At 74.1% G+C, this 17,029-nt stretch carries 22 protein-coding genes and 1 pseudogene; 11 read left to right on the forward strand and 12 right to left on the reverse strand.

Annotation, left to right across the window (positions count from 1 at the left end; genetic code table 11):
* The first annotated feature begins 25 nt into the window (after positions 1-25).
* Positions 26-322, forward strand: a complete 297-nt coding sequence (locus tag HUT16_RS35200; RefSeq protein ID WP_176192057.1) for a hypothetical protein — start codon at positions 26-28, stop codon at positions 320-322.
* Between the two features lie 566 nt (positions 323-888).
* A complete protein-coding gene (locus HUT16_RS35205) occupies positions 889-2,538 on the forward strand; it encodes a TlrC/CarA/OleB/SrmB family ABC-F type ribosomal protection protein (RefSeq protein WP_176192058.1) in 1,650 nt (549 codons plus the stop codon).
* A gap of 100 nt (positions 2,539-2,638) precedes the next feature.
* Here HUT16_RS35205 and HUT16_RS38970 read toward each other — a convergent pair.
* A pseudogene (locus HUT16_RS38970) lies at positions 2,639-2,770 on the reverse strand (alpha/beta hydrolase); the annotation flags it as partial.
* 292 nt (positions 2,771-3,062) lie between these two features.
* Positions 3,063-3,413: a PRC-barrel domain-containing protein gene (locus HUT16_RS35210; RefSeq protein ID WP_176192059.1), complete on the reverse strand. Its 351-nt coding sequence runs from the start codon at positions 3,411-3,413 to the stop codon at positions 3,063-3,065.
* Between the two features lie 524 nt (positions 3,414-3,937).
* On the opposite strand from HUT16_RS35210, the gene HUT16_RS35215 reads away from it, so the two are divergent.
* Positions 3,938-5,317, forward strand: coding sequence for an MFS transporter (locus tag HUT16_RS35215; RefSeq protein WP_254898145.1), 1,380 nt, complete (start codon positions 3,938-3,940; stop codon positions 5,315-5,317).
* A 228-nt stretch (positions 5,318-5,545) separates the two neighbouring features.
* Here HUT16_RS35215 and HUT16_RS35220 read toward each other — a convergent pair whose 3' ends face one another.
* Positions 5,546-6,343, reverse strand: coding sequence for an alpha/beta fold hydrolase (locus tag HUT16_RS35220; RefSeq protein ID WP_176192060.1), 798 nt, complete (start codon positions 6,341-6,343; stop codon positions 5,546-5,548).
* A gap of 62 nt (positions 6,344-6,405) precedes the next feature.
* On the opposite strand from HUT16_RS35220, the gene HUT16_RS35225 reads away from it, so the two are divergent.
* On the forward strand, positions 6,406-6,825 hold the full coding sequence (locus tag HUT16_RS35225) for a MarR family winged helix-turn-helix transcriptional regulator (RefSeq protein WP_176192061.1): 420 nt from the start codon (positions 6,406-6,408) through the stop codon (positions 6,823-6,825).
* Between the two features lie 85 nt (positions 6,826-6,910).
* Here HUT16_RS35225 and HUT16_RS35230 read toward each other — a convergent pair whose 3' ends face one another.
* A complete protein-coding gene (locus HUT16_RS35230) occupies positions 6,911-7,258 on the reverse strand; it encodes a PRC-barrel domain containing protein (protein WP_176192062.1) in 348 nt (115 codons plus the stop codon).
* Positions 7,259-7,405: 147 nt separating this feature from the next.
* On the reverse strand, positions 7,406-7,579 hold the full coding sequence (locus HUT16_RS35235; protein ID WP_176192063.1) for a CsbD family protein: 174 nt from the start codon (positions 7,577-7,579) through the stop codon (positions 7,406-7,408).
* Positions 7,580-7,735: 156 nt separating this feature from the next.
* Between HUT16_RS35235 and HUT16_RS35240 the strand changes: the two genes are divergently transcribed.
* Entirely contained in the window at positions 7,736-7,906 is a 171-nt protein-coding gene (locus tag HUT16_RS35240; RefSeq protein ID WP_176184233.1) for a hydrophobic protein, read from the forward strand.
* Between the two features lie 96 nt (positions 7,907-8,002).
* Here HUT16_RS35240 and HUT16_RS35245 read toward each other — a convergent pair whose 3' ends face one another.
* The 3 genes from HUT16_RS35245 to HUT16_RS35255 form a co-directional block, all read right to left on the reverse strand.
* Entirely contained in the window at positions 8,003-8,596 is a 594-nt protein-coding gene (locus HUT16_RS35245) for a GNAT family N-acetyltransferase (protein ID WP_176192064.1), read from the reverse strand.
* An 83-nt stretch (positions 8,597-8,679) separates the two neighbouring features.
* Positions 8,680-9,105, reverse strand: coding sequence for a hypothetical protein (locus tag HUT16_RS35250; protein ID WP_176192065.1), 426 nt, complete (start codon positions 9,103-9,105; stop codon positions 8,680-8,682).
* Between the two features lie 10 nt (positions 9,106-9,115).
* Positions 9,116-9,592 (reverse strand): STAS domain-containing protein, encoded by a 477-nt coding sequence (locus HUT16_RS35255; protein ID WP_176192066.1) that lies wholly within the window; start codon positions 9,590-9,592, stop codon positions 9,116-9,118.
* A gap of 174 nt (positions 9,593-9,766) precedes the next feature.
* On the opposite strand from HUT16_RS35255, the gene HUT16_RS35260 reads away from it, so the two are divergent.
* Positions 9,767-10,396 (forward strand): hypothetical protein, encoded by a 630-nt coding sequence (locus HUT16_RS35260; protein ID WP_176192067.1) that lies wholly within the window; start codon positions 9,767-9,769, stop codon positions 10,394-10,396.
* A gap of 123 nt (positions 10,397-10,519) precedes the next feature.
* Positions 10,520-11,407 carry an S-methyl-5'-thioadenosine phosphorylase gene (locus HUT16_RS35265; protein WP_254898146.1) on the forward strand — a complete coding sequence of 296 codons (888 nt, stop codon included), beginning with the start codon at positions 10,520-10,522 and terminating at the stop codon, positions 11,405-11,407.
* Between the two features lie 159 nt (positions 11,408-11,566).
* Here HUT16_RS35265 and HUT16_RS35270 read toward each other — a convergent pair whose 3' ends face one another.
* From HUT16_RS35270 to HUT16_RS35280, 3 genes are all read right to left on the reverse strand, one after another.
* Positions 11,567-11,893 (reverse strand): hypothetical protein, encoded by a 327-nt coding sequence (locus tag HUT16_RS35270; protein WP_176192069.1) that lies wholly within the window; start codon positions 11,891-11,893, stop codon positions 11,567-11,569.
* A 352-nt stretch (positions 11,894-12,245) separates the two neighbouring features.
* Positions 12,246-13,118, reverse strand: a complete 873-nt coding sequence (locus HUT16_RS35275; RefSeq protein WP_368662724.1) for a GNAT family N-acetyltransferase — start codon at positions 13,116-13,118, stop codon at positions 12,246-12,248.
* A gap of 308 nt (positions 13,119-13,426) precedes the next feature.
* A complete protein-coding gene (locus HUT16_RS35280; RefSeq protein WP_176192070.1) occupies positions 13,427-14,188 on the reverse strand; it encodes an alpha/beta fold hydrolase in 762 nt (253 codons plus the stop codon).
* 119 nt (positions 14,189-14,307) lie between these two features.
* Here HUT16_RS35280 and HUT16_RS35285 point away from each other — a divergent pair, with 119 nt between their 5' ends.
* On the forward strand, positions 14,308-15,099 hold the full coding sequence (locus HUT16_RS35285) for a DNA-formamidopyrimidine glycosylase family protein (protein WP_176192071.1): 792 nt from the start codon (positions 14,308-14,310) through the stop codon (positions 15,097-15,099).
* A gap of 18 nt (positions 15,100-15,117) precedes the next feature.
* Here HUT16_RS35285 and HUT16_RS35290 read toward each other — a convergent pair whose 3' ends face one another.
* Complete coding sequence (locus HUT16_RS35290) at positions 15,118-15,750, reverse strand: uridine kinase (protein WP_176192072.1); 633 nt, start codon at positions 15,748-15,750, stop codon at positions 15,118-15,120.
* Between the two features lie 175 nt (positions 15,751-15,925).
* Here HUT16_RS35290 and HUT16_RS35295 point away from each other — a divergent pair, with 175 nt between their 5' ends.
* The 3 genes from HUT16_RS35295 to HUT16_RS35305 are packed head-to-tail and all read left to right on the forward strand — an operon-like array spanning position 15,926 to position 16,976.
* Entirely contained in the window at positions 15,926-16,438 is a 513-nt protein-coding gene (locus HUT16_RS35295; RefSeq protein WP_176192073.1) for an HD domain-containing protein, read from the forward strand.
* 59 nt (positions 16,439-16,497) lie between these two features.
* Complete coding sequence (locus tag HUT16_RS35300; RefSeq protein WP_176192074.1) at positions 16,498-16,671, forward strand: hypothetical protein; 174 nt, start codon at positions 16,498-16,500, stop codon at positions 16,669-16,671.
* Positions 16,668-16,976 carry a dsRBD fold-containing protein gene (locus tag HUT16_RS35305; RefSeq protein WP_254898147.1) on the forward strand — a complete coding sequence of 103 codons (309 nt, stop codon included), beginning with the start codon at positions 16,668-16,670 and terminating at the stop codon, positions 16,974-16,976. The genes HUT16_RS35300 and HUT16_RS35305 overlap by 4 nt, the downstream gene beginning before the upstream one ends.
* Positions 16,977-17,029: the final 53 nt, after the last annotated feature.

The following is a 17,029-nucleotide window of genomic DNA, read 5'->3' on the forward strand; positions in this document are numbered from 1 at the left end:
CCGTCGTCGACGCGGGGGGTCGCACATGTCGGGCACCGTCTTCCTGATCCTCTCCCTCGCCCCGCTCGTCCTGGTCCTGGCGCTGCTCGCCGGGCAGCGGGCGACGGCGGTCGACGAGGCCTACGCCGGAGAGGTCACCGGCCGGTGGCTGACCAGCTCGACCGGCACCTACGGCACGACGACCCGCTGCGTGCTGCGCATCCGCGACGACGAGGGACGGGAGTTCGCCGTGGTGGTGAACGACCGGACCTACACGGCGCTCGACGTCGGCGACCGGGTGGTCAAGACGCCCGGTGCGCGCTGGCCGGTGCGGTCGCAGTGACGGAGGTGCGGGCGCAGTGACGGAGGTGCGGGCGCGAGGGCGGTGGCGGTGGCGGCCGTGGCGCGGCCCCGCTCGCCGGTGGCGTTTTATTGCGTTGACGGCGCCGGGGGCGGTGGTTAGGTTGGCGTCCGTCGTGAGTTCGCCGCGAAGCCCGAGGAGGATATCCGTGCACATCACCGCCTCCCACCGGTTCCTCGCCGCCCGCCTCCGCCCCGCCGCGCAGGCCGCCGCCGAGGCCCCGGCGCGCTGACCCGCCGGCACACCACCGCCGCCGACACCGCCTCCGCCGGTACCGGCCGCTCCGGAGCACCGGCCCCGACGGCGTGATCGTCCGGTCCGCCGAGCGGGCCGCACCCGGCCGCACCCGGCCGCCCCCTGATCTCACCGGTCGCACCGGTGCCGATCGCGGGCCGCCGCGCCCCCGTCCTGTCCCCGTACAGAGGAGACGTCCCATACGACGCCCGCCGACCCCTGCCCGGCCCCGGCGCACCCCGCCCCGCGCGGTGCGCACGCGAACGCCATCGAACCACGTCGACCGGCCCGGCCGAGAACAGGGGGACAGCACCTTGCGCACGTCACAACTCACCCTCCACGACATCACCAAGCAGTACGGCGAGCACGTCGTCCTCGACCGGGTGCACCTCACCGTCCGGCCCGGCGAGAAGGTCGGCGTCGTCGGCGACAACGGCTCCGGGAAGTCGACGCTGCTCCGGCTGATTGCCCGTCAGGAATACGCCGAAAGCGGCGAGTTGACCGTCGTGGCGCCCGGCGGCACCGGCTACCTGGCGCAGACGCCCAGCCTGCCGCCCGGAGCCACCGTCCAGGACGCCGTCGACCTGGCCCTGGCCGACCTGCGCGCGCTCGAAGCGGCGATCCGCCGGGCCGAAACCGGCCTGGCGGCGGCGGAGACGGCGGAATCCGGCCCCGCGCAGGCGGCCTACGCCGCGCTGATCGAGCAGTACGAGGCCCGGGGCGGCTACGCGGCCGACACCCGGGTGGGCATCGCGCTGCACGGGCTCGGGCTGCCGCACCTGGACCGCACCCGGCCGCTGGACACCCTGTCCGGCGGCGAGCGGGCCCGCCTCGCGCTGGCCGCCACACTGGCCTCGGCGCCCGAACTGCTGCTCCTGGACGAGCCGACCAACGACCTGGACGACCAGGCGGTCGGCTGGCTGGAGGCGCACCTGCGCGCGCACCGGGGGACGGTGGTCGCGGTCAGCCACGACCGGGTGTTCCTGGAACGCCTCACCACCACGATCCTGGAGGTCGGCGCCGGCACGGTCTCCCGCTACGGCAACGGCTACGACGGCTACCTCACCGCGAAGGCGGCCGAACGCCGCCGACGGCTGCAGGCGTACGAGGAGTGGTCCGCCGAGGTCGCCCGCAACCGGCGGCTCGCCGAGTCCAACGTGGCTCGGCTGGACGCCATCCCGCGCAAGGTGCCGCTGAGCGTCTTCGGCCACGGCGGGTTCCGCGCCCGCGGCCGCGGGCACGGCGCGATGGTCCGCATCCGCAACGCCAAGGAACGGGTCGAGCGGCTGACCGACCACCCGGTGGCGCCGCCGCCCGAGCCGCTCGTGCTCAGCGCGCGCATCGCGACCGGCCCGGGCGGCCGGAGCACGGCCCCGGCCGCCCGGCTCACCGGGGTGCGGGTCGGCGGACGGCTCCACCTCCCGCAGCTGGCCCTCGGCCCCGGCGAACGGCTGCTGGTGACCGGCCCCAACGGCGCCGGCAAGAGCACCCTGATGCGCGTCCTGGCGGGCGAGCTCCGACCCGACACCGGCACCGTCGACGTCCCCGGACGGGTGGGGCACCTGCGCCAACAGGAGACGCCCTGGCCGCCCGGCCTCACCGTCACCGAGGCGTTCGCCGCCGGACGGGGCGGCGACCCGGACGCACACGCCGAGGCACTGCTGGCACTCGGCCTGTTCGCCCCGGGCGACCTGCGGCTGCGGGTGGGGGAGCTCTCGTACGGCCAGCGACGGCGGATCGAGCTGGCCCGGCTGGTGAGCGACCCGGTCGACCTGCTGCTCCTCGACGAGCCGACCAACCACCTGGCCCCGGCACTCGTCGAGGAACTGGAGGCGGCACTGGCCGACTACCGGGGCACCCTGGTGGTCGTCACCCACGACCGCCGGATGCGCGCCCGCTTCACCGGCTCGCACCTGGAGCTCCGGGAGGGCCGCGTCGCCGCCGTGCAGCAGTCGGCGGCCTGAGCGGTGGGGCGCGGCCGAGACGGCCCGGCCGGGCCGCAGCCGTCCGGGGCGGCCGCAGCCGTCCGGTCAGGTCGGGGCGCACCGGTCAGGTCGGGGCGGCTCAGCGCAGCAGCAGGTCGCGGATCGCCTCCGCGATCTCGTCGGGTGCCTCCTCGGCCATGAAGTGCCCCGCGCCGGTCAGCCGGTGGTCCAGGTCGGGGGCCCAAGCTGCCCGCCGACGAACTGCTCCGGCGGCTCACCCTGCCGGCGCATGCCGCGGCTGCCGCAGGCAATCCGGCACTGCCGGTGGCGGTCATGCACCACCTGCTGGACCTCGCCCGAGCACGCTGAAGCCGAAGCCTGCGCGGTCGTCCCCGGGGAGCCGGGCCCGGGGGAGCGGCGCACGGAGACGCCGCGACTCCTGTCCTGCCCTGTCGTGCTCTGCCCCGCCGCGTCCGGGGCCGGCCGATCCGGTGAAAGCCGTCCGAGACGTCCGGGGCCCCGCGTCGGGAGACGCGGGGCCCCGGGGGGTGTGGTGGGGCGGGTCAGACGGCGGTGTCGCCGTAGTAGCCGCCGACCTGGTGGCGGTAGGCCGGGTCGTCGCCGTGCTTGTCCTTGTCGTACTCCGGCGAGTTCTTCACCTCGTCCTGGGTCCGGTTGACCCACACGGTCTTCTCCGCGTCGTCGACCCGGGTGACGGTGCCCGCCGGGAGCAGCACCTCGCGGCCGAAGATCCACGGGCCGGTGTCGACCACGATGTAGCCCGCGCCGACGTCCACGGTGTGCTTGTCGACCTTCCCGATGTGCCCGTCCGTCGCCTCGACCCGGTACCCCGTCAGGTCCGAACCCGCAGCGTAGCCCTCGGCACCCTCGTAGTCCCACAGTCCCTCGACCATCGCTGCCTCCTCGTTGACGTGCCTCGTTCTGCTGACGACAGGCCGCCTGCCCCGGTCCCCGGCGAACATGCGCGGCGATGCCGTCCACGTCGATTCACATCGATTCACATCGATTCACATCGATTCACGCCGAAAGGTCCCCTCCCGCCGGTGTCTCTTCACGCCTGCGCACCGCCTTCGCCGGCCGTGGCGCCGAACGCCGCCAGCAGGTGCCGCAGGGCTGCGGGCGGGGAGCCGGCCGGATGGGCGAGGGCGGGTGGGGACGCCTCGGGCCTGCGGGGGCGGGCACCGGGCCGTGTAGGGTTGGGGGCATCGGAGTAGAAACGCGGGCCCACCGCTGGACGTCGACGCCGATCGACGGGACGGGGCCACGCGCGTACACGCGGTGCCGAACGGGCCGCCACTTCTTCACCTCGAAGGAGTGCGCAGTGAACGTCCGTCATACGGCTGTCGAGAAGGTCGGCGCCCGCGCCGAAGCCCCCCGCCCACCGCATCACCCCCCGCGGTCCCTGCGTGAGGCGTGGGTGGCCCTCGCCGGGTTGTCGGCGGTGTTCCTGTTCGAGATGCTCGACAACTCGATCCTCAACGTGGCCCTGCCGACCATCGGCCGCGAGCTGTCGGCGTCGACGACGCTGCTGCAGTGGGTCACGGGCGGGTACGCCGTCGTGTTCGGCGCGCTGATGCTCGCCTTCGGGGCGCTGGCGGACCGGGTCGGCCGCCGCAGGGTCATGCTGGTCGGATTGGTGCTGCTGGGCGCGGCCGGTCTGGCGACCGCGTTCGTCACCACGGCGGAGCAGTTGATCGCGGTGCGGGCGGCGATGGGTGTCGCGGCCGCGATGACGACGCCGGGCTCCCTCGCCCTGGCCTTCCGGCTGTTCGACGAGGAGGGGCTCCGCGTCCGGGCGATGACGCTCGTGTCGACGGTGGGCCTGGTCGGGCTCGCGATCGGCCCCACGGCCGGTGGCTTCGTGCTGGGATTCGCTCCGTGGCAGGTGCTGCTGCTGGCGAACGTGCCGGTCGCCGCGCTCGCGTTCCTCTGCATCCGCCGCGGCATCCCCGCCGACCGGGCGGACGAGCTGCACCGCGATCCCCTCGACGTCGGGGGCGCGCTGCTCGGCACGGCCGCGCTGGTGCTCGCGCTGACCGCGCCGACGCTGTTCGTCGACGCGGGCGTCGCGTCGCCCCTGCCGTGGCTGACGGCGGCGGCGGCCGTCGCGGTGGCCGTGCTGTTCGTCGTCCGGGCCCGCGCCGCCCGCCGTCCGCTGCTCGACCTCGCGCTGCTCGCGCGCCCCCTGGTGGCGAGCGGGCTGGCGTTCAAGGGCGCTTCGGGACTCGCGGTCGCGGGTCTCGGCTACCTGGTGACCTTGCAGCTCCAGCTCGACTGGGGCTGGACGCCCGCCCAGGCGGCCGTGGGCCTGCTGCCCCAGGTCGTGGTGCTGATCGCGGGCGGTGTGTTCATCGGCCCGCTGGTGGCGCGGGTGGGCCTCGACGCGGCCGCCCGGCTCAGCGCCGCGGCGGTCGTGTGCGGGCTCGCCGTCTACGGGCTGCTGGGCCGGTTCGGGTACGGGTGGGTGGCCCTGGCGCTCGTGCTGGTCGCCGCCGGGATGCGCGTGGTGGGCGTCGTGGCCGGGACCAACGTCATGCGCGGCCTCCCGGCGGAGCGGACCACCATCGGAGCGGCGCTGGTGGACACCGCCGGCGAAGTCGCCACGGGAGTCGGCATCGCCGTCGGCGGGACCATCGTCGCGGCCCTCTTCACCGGCGACGTCGCCACCTCGCCCTGGAGCGCCGACCAGCACGCACAGTTCCGCGAAGCGCTCACCGCGGCCGGCCTCGCGCTCACGCTCCTGGCCGCGGCACTGGTGGGCTGGGGCCTGGTCCGCGCCCGCCGGGCGAGCCGCTGACGTCCGACGACGGCCCGGTACCGACACCGGCGCCGACCACCAACCGGGCCGGACCGGGCGCCGAGTAGCACCGCGGCTGCGCGAACCGCCCCCGGGCGGTGGACCGGGCCGCCCCCCGGCCCACCGCCCGCTGCCTCCGACCGCCTCGCCGAATGCCAGGCCGACCGCGCCCTCCCGGCCGGGTGTCGGCGGCCGGTTCGGACGGGGCGGCCGGCCGTCGGCGGGTGTTCACCGCGGGTGGGGCGGGTTGCCCGTCCGGTGCAGGTGGGCGTCGATCAGGGCGAGGACGGGTTCCGGCCGTTCGATCTGCGGGAGGTGGCCGGCTTCGGGGACGACTTCGAGCCGGCCGTTGCCGAAGGCGGCGGCGTACGCCGCGCCGTAGGCGGGGGTGACGATGCGGTCGCTCTCGCCCCAGAGCAGGAGGGCGGGCACCTGGACGCTCCCGAGCCGGTGCAGCAGCTCGGGGTCGTGCATGTAGGGGTCGCCGGCGAGGGCGCGCATGGTGGCCATGTTGCCCTGCCGGCGGGCGAGTTCTTCGGCGGGGACGTCGGCGGGGTCGAGGTGGTGGCGGTCCGGGTCGTGCCAGGAGTGCTCCGCGACGCCGCGGGCGTCGAGGGCGAAGAAGTCGGTGATCGGTTCCGTCTCGACCCGCACGCCGACGGCGTCGATCAGGACGAGGCCGGTGATGCGCCCCCCGTCGTCGCGGACAGCCATCTCGGCGGCTATCCAGCCCCCGAGCGAGGAGCCGACGACGAGGACGTCGCGCAGCCCGCGGTCGCGCAGGACGTGCAGGTAGGCGCGGGCGAGGTCGCCGATGCCGGTGAGCCCCGCGGGGCGGTGCGTGCCGTCCCAGCCGGGGTGCACGGGCGTGAGGGTGCGGGCGGTGCGGGAGAGGTGCCGGGCGAGGCCGGCGACGGTGGCGGGGCCGCCGCCGCCGTGCAGGATGAGGACCGGTCGGCCGGTTCCGGCCTCGGACAGGGTGAGGGGCAGGTCGGCGGGCACGGGTGACGCGTCGTCAGGGGGCATGCCCGCCACCATAACTAAGCATCTTTATATAAGCAAGCTTAGTCGTGGTGTAGACTCGCCGCATGCATGGTGAGCTGCAAGAACTCGGCAGAGCGGTCAAACAGGCCCAGTACCGACAGCACCGGGCGCTCGACAGCGCCCTCGCGGCCGTCGGCACGACGCTGGCCCAGTGGGACGCCCTGCGGGCGATCGGCCGCTCACCCGGTTCGTCGGCCCGCGAGTTGGCCGCAGCGACGTTCCAGACCGAGCAGGCCTTCGGAACGCTCGTCGGCCGCCTCGCGGCCCAGGACCTCGTGGAGCGCCGACCGGGACACGGCCGACGCATCGAGCACCACCTCACGCCCCTCGGCGGGCAGGTCCTGGCGGCCGGTCACAAGGTCGCCGACGAGGTGCTCGCCGACTGTTTCGCCGCCCTGTCCGGTGCGGACCGCGCGACCCTGCTCGACCTGCTGCGGCGGCTCACCGCGGAACGGGACGCGTAGGCCCGGCCGCCGGGACGCGCGCCGGGGGCGGACGAGCCCCCGCCGGGCGGTGCTCAGGCGCTCAGGCGTTCACGTGCTCGGGCGTTCACGCGGTGCCGAAGTAGTAGGCGCCGAGGGCCTGGTGGTAGTCGGAGCTGTCGCCGTGGGCGTCGGGGTCGAACTCGGGCGAGTTCCGGACGTCCTCCATGCTGCGGTCCAGCCAGACGGACCTGTCGTCGTGGTCGATCCGGTTGATGGTGCCCGCGGGGACGAGCACCGTGCGGCCGAAGATCCACGGGCCGGTGTCGACCACGAGGTGGGCCTGGCCGACCTCCTCGCTGTGCTTGTCGACCTTGCCGATGCGGCCGTCCGAGGCCTCCACCCGGTATCCCGTCAGATCGTCGCCCGCGTTGTACCCCTCGGCGCTCTCGTAATCCCAAATGCCTCTGGCCACGGCAGTCTCCCCTGTCGTCTCTGTCATTGATGCGCGATTCCCGCTGCGCTGTCGCCCCGACGGCGGAGGGCGAACACCCTCCCGGTGCGGACGGGTGTGGGCCCGCCCGACGGCCGGGCGGACCCACGTGGACTCTGCTCGGGGCACTCAGCCCTTGAAGGCGTCCTTGACGTGCTCGCCGGCCTGCTTGAGGTCGCCCTTGGTCTTGTCGGCCCTGCCCTCGGCCTCGAGGCGCTCGTTGCCGACGGCCTTGCCGACGGTCTCCTTGACGGTGCCCTTGAGCTTGTCGCCGGTGTTGTGGATCTTGTCACCCGTGCTCATCGCGTCCTCCTCGAACCGTCCGCCCCCGTGGGGCCCTCATCCTGACGCTGCGTCGTCTACCCGCTTGAACTGGGGTGATTCATAGGAATATTCGCCGGGTGCAGGGGCATGCGGCGTGCCGACAACAGACCGACAACAGACTGCGTGGAGGTCACCATGGTTCCCCTTCTTCTCGTCCTGCTGCTGGCGCTCATCCTGTTCGGCGCCGGTTTCGCGCTCAAGGCCCTGTGGTGGGTCGCGGTCATCGTGCTGGTGATCTGGGCGGTGGGCTTCGTCGCCCGCGGCACCAACGCCGGTGGCAGCCGCGGCCGTTGGTACCGCTGGTAACCGACGTCCGCACCACCCCCGAGCGGGCCCGCACCACCCCTGGTGCGGGCCCGCTCCCGTGCCGTCCCCGCGGCGGAGGGCCGCAGGCCGGTGCGGCTACGCGGGCGTGGCCCGCGCCAGGCGGTCCGTGAGCGTCCGCTTCACCGCGGGCCAGTCCGGGCGGACGACGCTGAACAGCACCGAGTCGCGCACCCGGCCGTCGCGCATCACCATGTGCTGGCGCAGGACGCCCTCCTGGACCGCGCCGAGCCGGGCTATGGCGGCGCGGGAGGTGTCGTTGAGCACGTCGGTCAGGAACTCCACCCGGTTCATGCCCAGGTCCTCGAACGCGTGGGTCAGCATCAGCAGCTTCGCCTCGGTGTTGAGCGCGGTGCGCTGCCAGGACCGGCCGAGGAAGGTGAACCCGATCTCCAGCCGCCGGTAGGGCTCGTTGATGGCGAGGAACCGGGTGGACCCGGCGATCCCGCCGGTGGCGAGGTCGACGGTGGCGTACGCGAGGTGGGCACCCGCCGCGCGGGCGGCGTGGGCCTCGTCGATGAACGCCCGGACGTCGTCGGGATGCGGGACGAGCGTCACCCCGAGGTTCCACAACTCGCCGTCCCGGACGGCTTCGCACAGGCCGTCGTGGTGCCGGTGGTCGAGCGGCTCCAGCCTCGCATGCGCGCCGGTGAGCGGTGTGTGGTCGAGCATCGTCTACTCCCAGTGCATCGTGGCCCTGCCGGTCGCACGGTACCGGCGGGCACGACGGCCGCGCCGGGGATTTCGACGGGTGGTCAGGCGGTGCGGCCGGGACCGGTGCGGGCGAGCATGGCGGTCAGGGACCGGATCGCCTCCTCGGCGTCGGCGAACTCCTCCTCGTCGGGGAGCACGGCGCCGAAGCTCCCGCCCTCGGGCGCCTCCAGGGCCCGCCAGTGCAGAACGGGAGCGAGTTCGCTGCTGCACTGGGCCAGGAACCAGGCGAGGCGGCCGTGGGTGCGGGCCACCGTCACCGCCAGGACGGCCAGGGCCTCGCGCAGCCCCGCCAGCCGGTCGATCCGCGCCGACTTCGCCTGCACGTCCGCCGGCCCGACGGCCGCGGCGAGCGCCAGCGCCGTCTCCCGCACGAGCACCAGATCCGCCCGTGCCGGATCCCACTCGCCCTGCACCAACTGGCGCTGCGCCTCAAGGACGACCTGCTCGACGGCCGCGGACATGCTCATGAGCGGCAGCCTACCGGTCGTCCCGGGCGCCCGTCGGATCATGATCCCCGGGGTCGGCGGACCGGCCCGCGCAGGCCCGGGGCAGGGTGGTGAGGGCGGCGTGGACGCTGGGGCGGACGTCGAAGACCGCGGCGGTGCCGGTGATCTCCAGCAGCCTGGCCACCGCAGCGGTCGGCGCGGTCAGCACCAGGTCGGCGCCCGCCTCCGCGAGGACGCGACGAGTGCGGACGAAGGCGTTCAGGCCGCTGGAGTCGCAGAACGTCAGCAACTCCAGGTCCAGCACCAACAGCCCGGGCCGGCCGGCGACGGCCGCGTCCAGCGCCCGGTTCAGGCGCGGGAGCTGGTCGCGGTCCAGCTCTCCGTCCAGCCGGACGACCCGGGCACGGCAGTGGCTGCCGCTGGCGAGGCCGCTGTAGCAGGTGATCCGCAGACCTTCGCCACCGGCGCCGTCGGCAGGCCCTGAAGCGCGGCCGTGGTGGTGGGACATGCGGTGATCATCCCGCCGGACACCGGCCGCCGCAAGAACCTGAACCGGCCGCACCGCAACCACGATCCGGCCGGAGGACCCGGCACCGCGCCGACGGCCACGGCCGGGCCGACGAGCCCGCCGGCCGCCGGTGCGGGACTGCCCGCGGGTGGTCCGGAGAACTACACTCCCGCCATGGGACTCCAGGACGACGTGAACCGGGCGAGGGCGGCTGCTGACGCGGAGGGGGCGGCCGAGCTCCGGCGCAGGGAGGCCGCCCACCGGGCCGCCTCGAACCTGTGGGCCGATTTCCTCTCCTGCTGCCGGGAGTTCGCTGAACTGGCCCCGCGCAACGGGCGGCCGCCCGCCACCGGGCAGCGGGTCCTGAGCAAGCACCGGATGCAGGAGCGGGGCAACTGGGACCACGTCGTCGACAACCCCGGGGGCTGGACCTTCAACGTCGAGGGCCACATGTTCTGCGTCACCACGGACGGCACCCTGCTGACGGAGGGGAAGAAGTCCTCGGGGCGGCCCGGCATCTTTCCGATGCGCACCCGCTACGTCCACCGCTTCGAGCCCTGCCCGGCCTTCCCGGCGTCCCCGTCGGAGCTGGTCGAGGGGCCGGGTTTCGGGGAAGTGCAACTGCCCGGCGTCTTCCGGATCGTTCGGAGCGGCCGCCACGTGCCCCCGTCGGAAGTCGTCCAGCGGGACATCGCCAAGTTCGGCGGAGCCGTGGCGGTGAGCACCTACTTGTGCGACGACGAGGGGATGCGACTCGTCTTCGCGAAGGACCTCCTGGTCGATTCCCTGCAGTCCGCCCGCTGACCCGGCCCGGGCCTCCCGGCGTCCGCGACGTCCCGATGTCCCGGCGTCTCGGCGTCCGCGATGTCAGGGAGTCGTAAGGCCATCGCCCGTGAGTCGTGCGCCCGTTCTTCCTAGGGTCGGGCCATGACTCTTCCTCTTCTTCCTCCTTCCCCTGACCGCGGACACCCGGTCGCTCCTCACCCCCTTCCGACCGCCGAGCTCGGTGTGATCGGGGGGTCGGGTCTGTACGCCCTGCTCGACGAGGTGGTGGAGGTGCGGGTGGAGACTCCGTACGGGCCGCCGTCGGATGCGGTGTTCGTGGGGGAGGTGGCGGGGCGGCGGGTGGCTTTCCTGCCGCGTCACGGGCGGGGGCACCGGTTGCCGCCGCACCGGATCAACTACCGGGCCAATCTGTGGGCTCTGCACGCGCTGGGTGTGCGGCAGGTGCTGGGGCCGTGTGCGGTGGGCGGGCTGCGTCCCGAGTACGGGCCGGGGACGCTGCTGGTGCCCGACCAGTTCGTGGACCGGACTTCGGGGCGGGTGCAGACGTACTACGACGGGCGGATCCTGCCGGACGGGTCGGTGCCCGAGGTGGTGCACGTCTCTATGGCCGACCCGTACTGCCCCCGGGGGCGCGCTGCGGTGCTGGCCGCCGCCCGGGGCCTGGCGTGGGAGGCGGTGGACGGCGGGACGCTGGTGGTGATCGAGGGTCCGCGCTTCTCCACCCGGGCGGAGTCGCGCTGGTTCACCGCCAGCGGCTGGTCCGCGGTCGGGATGACCGGCCACCCCGAGGCCGTCCTGGCCCGTGAACTGGGCCTGTGCTACACCTCCCTGGCCCTGGTCACCGACCTCGACGCGGGCGTGGAGAGCGGCGAGGGCGTCACCCACGCCGAGGTGCTGGACGTCTTCGCCCGCAACGTCGACCGCCTGCGCACCGTCCTGTTCAAGGCCCTGGAATCACTGCCCGCCACCCGCGACTGCACCTGCTCCCACGCCCTGGACGACCTGGAGACCGGCCTGCCCGGCGTCTGACCCCGGTTCTGTTCCCACTCGCCTGCACGTCCGCTCGCACTCGCCGTTCCTCGCCGACCGTCCCACCGCGCCCCTCCCGCCGATCCGCTCTCCGGGCCCTTCACCAGGGCTCGGGACCGGGTACGCGGGCCGCCCGCCGGCGGCCCGCCCGGCGGGTGGTTACCGGATCCGCCCTCGTCGGTGCAGGTGTGTCGCGACCACCACCAAGACCACCAGCACGACGGCCCAACTGATCACCACGGCCAGCAGCAGGGCCGGTTCGTCCAGTGCCACCGCCATCGCCAACAGTCCGAACGAGACGGCCAGACAGCAGGAGATCACCGCGACCACGATCCACGGCCGGGCCACCAGCGTCCGTCGTAGCCGTGCCATCCTCGCTGTCCGCATCGTGCGCAGCTCGCGCTCCAGCTCCTGATCGCTCCCCAGCTCGGCCTCGATCTGCTGGAGGATCAGTAGCTCACGCGGGGAGAGTGCGGGTCCGTCCATCAACCACCTCCGCGCCGCAGGCAGGCACGCCCCGGCCTTCCCCGCCGACACGACCCTGCTCCCAGGTAGCAACACATGTGCCCGCTGGACGCCGGTTCTAACACGCGAACACGCGCTCGACCTCCTCGATGTCCGTTGACATTCCTTCCGATTGACGTCCCGTTGCCTCCGACGCGTCACCGGAGGCGGGGACGCGCGAGGCCGACGGACGGAACCGCTCTGCGGCCGGGCCCCTTTCCGCTCGTGGCCTGCCGGCCCGCCAGCTCACCACCGCGCCGGCCCGCCGCCCTGCCGCCCTGCCGCCCCGCCGACCGGTGGGGCGGTCGGCGGTGAGCGGCTGGCGGTGAGCCGGTCAGTCCGTGGCGGGCGGTTCGGCGATCAGGGCGGTGGCTATGCGCCGGAAGCCGACGCTCTCGTATATCCGGGCCACCGCGGCGTCGCTGGCGGAGAGGAAGACCGTCCGTACCCCGGCGGCGCGGGCGTCCTCGACCAGGTGCGAGGTGACCCGGCGGGCCAGGCCCTGTCGGCGCAGGGCCGGCAGGGTGGCCACCGCGACGACCTCGCTGACCTCGCCGACCGGCTGGTGACAGCCGGAGGCGGTGGGCTCCCCGTCCGGACCGATGGTCGCGGCGAGGACCGTGCGCCCGGCGGCTATCCGGTCGGCCATCCGGGTCGCGGCGGCTTCCGTCTCCGGGTTCTTCACCGCCTCGGCGAGTTGTTCGGGTCCGGCCGCGCCGATCAGGGTGCCGGACTCGGCGAAGGCCAGGTGCGGCAGCGCGACGGCGGCCGGCAGCAGCGGGTCGTCTGGGGCGAGCACCCGTACCTCGGGGCCGTCCTCCGGCGCGGCGGTGTCGGCCACCGGACCGTCCAGGTCGAGCACCAGCAGCGGGTGCTCGTGCACCTCCAGCCCGGCGGCCTCGACGGCGGCGCGCAGACCCGGCGTGGTCTCGTGCACCCACTCGAAGCTCTCGGGTGCGCCGAGCTCGCGCTGCCGGGCCCGGACCCGCTCGACGTCCTCGGCGGTGAAGACGCCGGGGCCGCCCAGTGCGGGCCTGCCGTAGTAGTGCCAGCCCTGCCCGGTGCGGACGAACAGGGTGAAGGGGCCGTGCTCCTCGGTCGTCGCGGAGAACCGGGGGACCGCGTCGTAATAGGTTTCGAGCCGGGCCAGGACCGCCTCCGACCCGGAGCCGAGGGTGTGGTTCGTTTCGCGCATGGTGTCGTCCAAGGGTGCGGTGTTTCCTCTTCTGGTTCCGTCGTGGGCGATCGAGGTCGATCAGGCGGCATCACATCAGAGCGGTCGATCGTGTGCACGGGCTTTTTCGAACTGCGCACGGTTTCCGTTCGAGTCGGGAGGCGTGGTGGGCCGCCGACAGAGAACCGTTTCTCCCGGCCGCCAGTGGCCTCGTGCGGGCAGCGAGAACGCCCGATCGGCCGGGCGTCCAGTGCCTGCGACGTCCCGGCCGATCGGGGGGATTCACCCCGGAGGGTGAATCAGGGAGAGTTGGGAGAGCCCGAGCGCGATGCGGGCGGAGGTCAGCGCCGACCGACCTCGGCGAGCCGGGCGAGCAGCAACTCGGCGATCTCCGCCGGGCGTTCCAGGGCGGGCAGGTGACCGGCCCAGGGGAGCTCGCGGTGCTCGGCGTCCGGCAGCAGGACCGCCAGGTCGGCGGCGATCTGCCGGAAGTCGTCCAGGTCGTGCGCGCCGGAGTACACCAGGGCGGGGGCGACGGCCTTCCGCAGGTCGACCTCGACCGGCGTCGGGGAGATCTCCTCCTCCGGGGCCAACTGCACCTCGTACGCGTTGCGCTGCATCGTCCGGACCTGCGCCCGGGCGGCCTCGTCCGCGTCCGGCCCGAGCCAGGTGTCCACCATCAGCTCGACCGCCTCGTCGAGCCGGCCGGACTCGACCAGGCTCACCTCCAGCTCGTCCAGCGCCACCAGTTCGGGGCTCGGCCGGTGCTCGGAGCTGCCCGGGCAGAGCAGGGTCAGCGAGCCGACCCGGTCGGGATACTCGGCCGCGAACTGCACGGCGATCCGGCCGCCGAAGGAGGCGCCGACCAGGGCCGCCCGTTCGATGCCGAGTTCGTCCAGCAGGTCCGCCAGGTCGGTCAGGTTGTCGTACGGGCGGTCCGCGCAGGGGGTCTCCCCGAATCCGCGGAAGTCGCACCGCAGCACGCGGTAACCGGCCTCGCGCAGCGCGTCCCACTGCCCGTCCCACATCCGCCGGTCGCAGACGGAGGAGTGCAGCAGAACGACCGCGGGGCCGCTTCCCGTCACCTCATGAGTGATCGTCATCCTGCGACCGTAGGGCAGCCCCGCCCCGCTGACCAGGGATTTTCGCTGCGGGCAGAGCGGAACGGCCGGGGGAGGGGCGGTCGGTGGCGTTGTCGGCGGCGGACGGCATGATGGGGAGCGTGCCCGAAGGAGACAGCATCTACCTCGCCGCCACCCAGCTGAACCAGGCCCTCGCCGGTCACGTGCTGACGGTGTCGGACTTCCGCGTGCCCGCCCACGCCACCGCCGACCTGACGGGGCGCCGGGTGCTGCAAACGGTGCCGCGCGGCAAGCACCTGCTGACCAGGTTCGAGGGCGGCGTGACGCTCCACACCCACCTGCGGATGGACGGCCGCTGGCGGACCTTCCGGCCCGGCGAGCACTGGCACGGCGGTCCCGCGTTCCAGGTCCGGGTGGTCCTCGGCACCGAGCACGGCACCGCCGTCGGGTACCGGCTGCCCGTGGTCCAACTGCTGCGCAGCGAGGAGGAGCACCGGGTGGTCGGCCACCTCGGGCCCGACCTGCTCGACCCGGACTGGGACGGGGCCGAGGCCCGCCGCCGCCTGCTCGCCGACCCGCGGCGCCCGGTCGGCGAAGCCCTGCTCGACCAGCGCACCCTGGCCGGCATCGGCAACGTGTACGCCAACGAGCTGCCCTTCCTGGCCGGGGTCACCCCCTGGCTGCCGGTCGGCGAACTGCCCGACCCGGACGGACTGCTGCACGGCGCCCGGCACCTGCTGGACGCCAACAAGCTGCGACCCGGCCACGTCACCACCGGCGACGCCCGGCCCGGCCAGCAGCACTGGGTGTACGGCCGGGGCCGCCGCTCCTGCCGGCGCTGCGGCACACCGATCCGCACCGCCCGGCACGACCGGGACCGCATCGCCTACTGGTGCCCGCGCTGCCAGCGCGGCCCCGCGCCGAGCGCCTGACCGCCCAGGGCCCCCGGGTCAGTCCCGTTCCACCAGGGCGGGGTGCCGGGGGTCCTCGACCCGCACCGTCAGGTCGGCCAGCTCGTCCGGACCGGTCTCGGTGCGGTAGCGCTCGAACGCGGGCAGCGTCCACTGCTCGGACTCCGGGGTGCGGCGGCCCAGCGCGGCGGCGGACTGGGTGAGGTGCACGGTCAGTTCGAACGGCAGCCAGCGGCCGAGCAGGAACGGTCCGTCCAGCAGCAGCACGCCGCGCGGCGGCAGTTCGACGTACCGGGCCCGGGTGGAGCGGTCGGTCTCCTGGTCCCAGAACGTGGGCAGGACGCGGCCGTCACCGTTCGGTTCGAGCGGGTCGAGGACTTCGCGCAGCAGCGCGCCCTGGTCCAGCCACAGGTCGTGGAAGGCGTCCGCGTCGTGCTTGCCGTACTCGAACCGCACCGACGCGGGGCGCAGGAAGTCGTCCGCGGACACCCGCTGCACCGGTCGGCCGAGCAGGCGCAGCGGTTCCACCAGGGCGTCCGCCAGCTCGCCGGGCCGGGTGGCGGCCGCGCCGTCGATCGCGACCCGCAGCCGCCGGCCGTCGTCGGCCAGTTCGTGGATCCGCCCCGTGAGCAACTCCACCAGCCGCTCCGGGGAGATCGGAGTCACCCGCACCGGACGATCACTCCCTTCGGTCAACCGGACTATACGTCGCGGCGGCTGAGGGTCCGTCCCCCGATTCCGGGGCCGGGCGGCGCGTGGAACACTCCTGGTGCAGTACTCCGGCGGAGCGCTCCGGACGGAGCGGAGCAGCAGAGCACTCCGGACGGAGTGGAGAAGGGGAGACACCATGACCAGCGCGCCGCCGCCGACCCCGGACGAGGTGGACGCCCTCGCCGCCCGCGCCCACGCCGGCCAGTACGACCGGATCGGGGTGCCGTACGTGGAGCACGTGCGTGCGGTGGCCGCGGGCGTCGCCCCGTTCGGCGCGGGCCTGCGGATGGCGGCGCTGCTGCACGACGTGCTGGAGGACACCCCCGTCACCGCGGCCGACCTGCTCGCCGCGGGCGTCCCCGCCGCCGTGGTGGCGACCGTCCGGCGGGTGACCCGCACGCCTGGGACCGACTACCGGACGATGCTGCTGGACGTCGTCACCGACCACGCCGCCACCCTGGTCAAGATCGCCGACAACGCGCACAACTCCCGCGCCGACCGCGCCGCGCTGCTCCCCGCCGCGGACCGGGACCGGCTGGCCGAGCGCTACCGGGCCGCCCGGGCCGTGCTGTGGCCCGCCGTCGCGGAGGCGGACGTCCGGACGATCCTCGCGCTGGTCAACCCCGACCTGCTGGCCGAACTCGACTGAGACCGCCCGCGGGGGCACGCTGGAAGGAGAAGCGGGGGTTCTAGAGCGAGGAGCCCGGGATGTCCGAGATGAGCGACAGGCTCGACGAGAAGGCCCGGCGGGACGCGGACGACGTCCGGTCGGCCGACCCGGAGGAGGGCATCACCTCCTACCAGACCATGCACGCCTGGGAGGAGTCCCAGGCGGAGGGCGATCCGATCGCGGATCCGCAGCCGCAGGAGGAGCGGCGGTGAGCGGCCGCGCCGCGGCGCCCGAACCGCACAGCACCGAGTGGTCGGTCCGGCTGCGGGTGGTCGAGGCCGGCGACCTCACCCAGGCGCACGCCGTCCTCGACACCGGCGTCAACCTGATCGAGGTCGAGGCGGAGGCCCACCGCAGCCGGACCGACCCCGCGGACCCCGAGATCGGCGACGAACTCGCCGTCGGCCGGGCCCTCACCGCCCTCGGCCAGCAGCTGGTCCACCGTGGCTCCATCGCCGCCGAGGCCGCCGAATCCGCCCGCCGACGCGACGCGCCGCCCACGGACGGTGCCTGGTGACCGCCCGCCGCTGACCGCCGACGGGTGACCTTCCGACGGTCGGTGTGCGAAAC

This window comes from Kitasatospora sp. NA04385 (assembly GCF_013364235.1).
Taxonomy (GTDB): Bacteria; Actinomycetota; Actinomycetes; order Streptomycetales; family Streptomycetaceae; genus Kitasatospora.

Coding starts and splice junctions, on each gene's coding strand:
- HUT16_RS35200 (WP_176192057.1), top strand. CDS start 26: ATGTCGGGCACCGTCTTCCTGATCCTCTCCCTCGCCCCGCTCGTCCTG.
- HUT16_RS35210 (WP_176192059.1), bottom strand. CDS start 3,413: ATGGTCGAGGGACTGTGGGACTACGAGGGTGCCGAGGGCTACGCTGCG.
- HUT16_RS35220 (WP_176192060.1), bottom strand. CDS start 6,343: ATGCCCCCTGACGACGCGTCACCCGTGCCCGCCGACCTGCCCCTCACC.
- HUT16_RS35225 (WP_176192061.1), top strand. CDS start 6,406: ATGCATGGTGAGCTGCAAGAACTCGGCAGAGCGGTCAAACAGGCCCAG.
- HUT16_RS35235 (WP_176192063.1), bottom strand. CDS start 7,579: ATGAGCACGGGTGACAAGATCCACAACACCGGCGACAAGCTCAAGGGC.
- HUT16_RS35240 (WP_176184233.1), top strand. CDS start 7,736: ATGGTTCCCCTTCTTCTCGTCCTGCTGCTGGCGCTCATCCTGTTCGGC.
- HUT16_RS35245 (WP_176192064.1), bottom strand. CDS start 8,596: ATGCTCGACCACACACCGCTCACCGGCGCGCATGCGAGGCTGGAGCCG.
- HUT16_RS35250 (WP_176192065.1), bottom strand. CDS start 9,105: ATGAGCATGTCCGCGGCCGTCGAGCAGGTCGTCCTTGAGGCGCAGCGC.
- HUT16_RS35255 (WP_176192066.1), bottom strand. CDS start 9,592: ATGTCCCACCACCACGGCCGCGCTTCAGGGCCTGCCGACGGCGCCGGT.
- HUT16_RS35260 (WP_176192067.1), top strand. CDS start 9,767: ATGGGACTCCAGGACGACGTGAACCGGGCGAGGGCGGCTGCTGACGCG.
- HUT16_RS35265 (WP_254898146.1), top strand. CDS start 10,520: ATGACTCTTCCTCTTCTTCCTCCTTCCCCTGACCGCGGACACCCGGTC.
- HUT16_RS35270 (WP_176192069.1), bottom strand. CDS start 11,893: ATGGACGGACCCGCACTCTCCCCGCGTGAGCTACTGATCCTCCAGCAG.
- HUT16_RS35280 (WP_176192070.1), bottom strand. CDS start 14,188: ATGACGATCACTCATGAGGTGACGGGAAGCGGCCCCGCGGTCGTTCTG.
- HUT16_RS35295 (WP_176192073.1), top strand. CDS start 15,926: ATGACCAGCGCGCCGCCGCCGACCCCGGACGAGGTGGACGCCCTCGCC.
- HUT16_RS35300 (WP_176192074.1), top strand. CDS start 16,498: ATGTCCGAGATGAGCGACAGGCTCGACGAGAAGGCCCGGCGGGACGCG.